The sequence below is a fragment of the uncultured Ruminobacter sp. genome, assembly GCA_902764345.1.
In the GTDB taxonomy this organism is placed as follows: Bacteria; Pseudomonadota; Gammaproteobacteria; order Enterobacterales; family Succinivibrionaceae; genus Ruminobacter.
Map to the genome: position 1 here is coordinate 1 of CACWVT010000094.1, position 3,890 is coordinate 3,890.

General features: G+C 47.9%; 3 protein-coding genes. All 3 read right to left on the reverse strand.

What is annotated here, in order from left to right; all coding sequences use genetic code 11:
• Positions 1-216 (reverse strand): hypothetical protein (locus QZU58_RS10070; protein WP_294496477.1); only part of this gene is annotated, 216 nt, incomplete at its 3' end.
• 264 nt (positions 217-480) lie between these two features.
• On the reverse strand, positions 481-3,030 hold the full coding sequence (locus QZU58_RS10075) for a DUF6273 domain-containing protein (protein WP_294496479.1): 2,550 nt from the start codon (positions 3,028-3,030) through the stop codon (positions 481-483).
• A gap of 152 nt (positions 3,031-3,182) precedes the next feature.
• Positions 3,183-3,890: serine/threonine-protein kinase (locus tag QZU58_RS10080; protein WP_294496481.1), on the reverse strand; the 708-nt coding region annotated here is incomplete at its 5' end.

A 3,890-nucleotide genomic window follows, 5' to 3' on the forward strand; every position in this document is an offset into this window, starting at 1 on the left:
AAGGTATCTGCCGGCGATGACGTCATTTTCACTGAATCTCATGGCAACTGCAGAACTGTTGCCGGTATTTCCGGTGTTTACGGCGGTTCTGAGTTTGGCAGAGAATGCGGAACCGCTGTTGATGACGGTTCCTGAGGAACTGCCGGTATTGATGACAGTTTTATCGTTATTGCTGCTGCTTTTGCTGCTGCAGTTTATGACCGTTTCGTCTGACATTGATGATTTCCCTTAGCTCATCTGCTCCTGATTCAGGAGGATTTTCGATGTAAATTAAATATCCGCCATTATGCCTGCCGGATTCTGAAAAACATTATTCTACGGGAAAAATAGTATATAAATCTGCGGCGGTTGTCCAAAAAAAAATGTGAGTAAGATGCCTAAATATGTATTTTCAGAGGATTTCCCGCTGATTTTTTTCGGACGGGCATGACGGTGTCGTCATTCCTGTCCGGAATGAACGTGTGCCAGGTCTTTAAACCGTCATGGTTCGGAGTTTCCGGTATGGCTTATTTCCAGCCAGATTACCGGGCGGATACCGCAGTTCAGGTCATCCGTCGGGTGCAGGACTATTGAGCCGGTCTCATTAACAGCTTCCGCCATTTTGTTATCGGTATACAGGTGATCGCTAAGCCACCAGAGACATGATGCTGACAGTCTGTTTCCGTCCTCATCCGTTAACATGCACGGTTCCTTCGGAATGTGTTTTCCGTATTTATGGTATTCATTACTGTTGAGAATGAAAATTTTGTCATAGGACGGGCTCAGACCTCTGATGTTTGAAAGGGTCGGCGTTACGTGTATGAATCCTTTTTCCTCCTCTGAAAAGAACCTGTTTTTGAAGGTTCTGTTTAGCCATCTTTTATGAGAAGGGCGGCCGGCAGTACCGGCTGAGCGGGAATGATTAATCGCATTTCTCATCATATACAGTGACAATATGATAAGTACTGCTGCAGTCATTACTGATTTAAAGCCGGTAAAACCGTATTTCACCATGTAAATCAGACTTATCACTGCGGCTGTCATGAGGGCAATGCTGATAATGTATCCGGCGTAATTACGCAGCATGCCGATAATGTCAATCTCACGGGATGTTACTGAAAATGCCTGACGGGCAAGAAGCAGTACTCTGTCATGCTTATCGTCAATTTCAAGAACGGTCCATTCAATCTGTTTCTCCGGTTCTCCGCGTTTCTTCGGCGTACGTCCGAAAAACACCGTTCCGCCTTCGGATATTTCTCCCGAGATGACGGAGTAGGCCGGCAGTCTGGTTTCAATCCAATGGCTTTTAATTCCGGATGCGGCATGTTCCCGCATGAAATTCATGTATCCGGATCTGAATTCGTGAAACTTCCGTTTCAGTATAAGTTCTCTGCCGTCTTCTTTATTTTTAAGGGCGGATTTGTCGGAGACATAACCTCCCGTAACGGAAAATCTGCTGTTTTCCAGATCGTTCCATTTGTCAGCGTCGTTTCGCAGATTTTTCAGAAGCTCTTCAAGGTACGTGTAGTATTTTTCCGCCTCGGCGGTATTTTTAAAAACGTACCCGTCGAAGCTTATGATGCCGTTCCAGCTTATTTCCTGAGCTGACAGGATTAGGGGCAGATCCTGCTTCAGCTGTTCCGTTTCATCCGCAGAGAACATTCTGTTAAGGGATCTTAGTCTGTTTCCGGCAATGAGCGTGTAGTTTATAAAATCAACAAATCTGCTGCGGCGGTATTCGGAAACGCATGTTTTGAATTCGGCTACGGAATTGAAATGTCTGCCGCTCATGTTGAAATTCTGCTCGTTAAACAGAATGTTCGGAAGAATATATGCCATGTTGACAAGGTGTTCCGGGCTGCCGCCGGCAATGCTCCGTTCCCGAAGGTCAGTTTTTGCCGGTTTGTCAGAAAACATGCTCATCGTAAGCGAAGGTGAGCTCAGTCTTTTTTCCCTGCAGCAGAGCAGGGTGCTGATGTCATTTTTGAGGGCGGGGCTCAGAATCAGATTCCCAAGCTCATCCGTCTGCTCAAGCAGCTCCGGGCTTAATCCCACATTACCGGTGTATGCATCCAGATTCCTTCCGCAGAGAAACTGCCTCAGCGTTTCCGTAACTGACTTTTCCCCGAATTCTTCCGAGATCTTCAGTCTGTTTTCCAGCTCTTCAATGTCACCGAACCTGAATCCCTGCCAGAAGATTTCATTTCTGGGTACGAGGGAGTACATCAGCCTGAAAAATATGCCGTCGCCGTCCTCGGGGTTTTCACCGTATTCCCGTTCTGCATTGTGGCAGAGTTCGACAGCCTTAGGGTTTTCATGAAATCCGTAATGTTTTGCCAGCGAACCGCTAAAGGCAATTCTTTTACCTTCATTCCATGAGCTGAGCAGTGCCGTGGTGATGTCGTCGTATTTTATGCCGTTGAATGCATATGGTTCCCTTCTGATGAATTCATCTTCCGGAATGGATGAAAATTTTTCCATGGCTTCCGTGGCAAAGCTCCGTTCTTCACGGACTTCTCTGATGAAGGCCGATTCCTCCGGCGGAACGGGCCCCGGGGATATGTTCCTCATTGCTTCCATACGTGAGGCTGCGGTCATCAGCTTTTCTTTTGTTTCGGAATCAAGAGAGTCGTCAGCGGTGTAGACCTCCATGTTTCTCGGAGTCAGAAAAGATACCATGGAATCAAGAAAGTCCGGATCTTCCGTCGTGACGGCTGTTTTCAGCCTTTCGGCAAGCTCATGCATGTCACTGAAACGCTGATCTTTCCAGATGATTTCCTTTCTCGGGAAGAGTCCGTACATAAGTCTGAAGAAGATGCCGTCGGCATCATCCGGATATCCTTCAAGTTCCCGTTCTGCCGCAAGGCAGAGGTTCATTGCCTCTGCGTTGTTCGTAAGCTCAAAGTATTTTGCCGTGAATCCGCGGAATACTTCCTTTTTTCCTGCATCCCAGGAGTCGAGAAGGGCTTTGGTGATTTCCTCCACGGCAAAATACTTTTTTTCTTTAAAGATATACGGCATCACTGAAGAACCGTCCGCTCCGGAATTCATGAGGCTTTGCGCATTCGGGATGCGGCCCGGAACCGGAAGCTTTTCTCCTCTGAGCCAGCGGGATATTTCATCATGCCCCCATCTTCTGTTCGGATTTGATTCGTCGTTTCTGAAGGAGATGTCCCTGTAGGTAAGAGCGTCGATGAGATCCTTCAGTGCCGGGTCAAAGTCTCAGCATTCCCGTACGGGGTTGATCCGGTATTGAGTTCATAGAGGGAAATACCGAGGGAGTAGTAGTCGGAACCTGTCCAGAAGAGTCCCGTGGCGGTTTCAGGAGCAGAGTAGAAAGGAGATCTTCCTGTCTGAGTAACCACCATGGTACCGCCGTCGGCAACGGAGCTGATGCCGAAATCGATGAGCACAATGTGTGATTCGTCATCGGCAATCATCATGTTCGCAGGCTTGAGATCCTTATGAATGATCCCCGCATCGTGAACGGCCTTAAGCCCGCCAAGGACGGAAGGAAGAATAAGGGTTCTGATTTCATCAGGGGAGAAGGTTATTCCCCGTTCAATGTAGGATGCCAGACTGCCCTTGCCGTAGTACGGCATGACAAGGTAGGTAAAGCCGTTGATTTCCCCCTTGTCGGAAAATGCCGCCACGTAGGGGGAATCAATGTTCATGAGTCTTGAGAGCACGTCACTCTTAATGGCATCCTTTCTGCGGAAGAGCTTAAGGGCCTTAACGGTATTGTTCTCCTGAAGGTCCTGAACCTCAAAGATGTCAGCCTCACCTGAATTACGGTTGATTTTACGGTTAACAAGGTATCTGCCGGCGATGACGTCATTTTCACTGAATCTCATGGCAACTGCAGAACTGTTGCCGGTATTTCCGGTGTTTACGGCGGTTCTGAGTTTGGC

Excerpts from the sequence above, each read along its gene's own strand:
- QZU58_RS10075 (WP_294496479.1), bottom strand. The coding sequence starts at position 3,030 with ATGAATTCCGGAGCGGACGGTTCTTCAGTGATGCCGTATATCTTTAAA.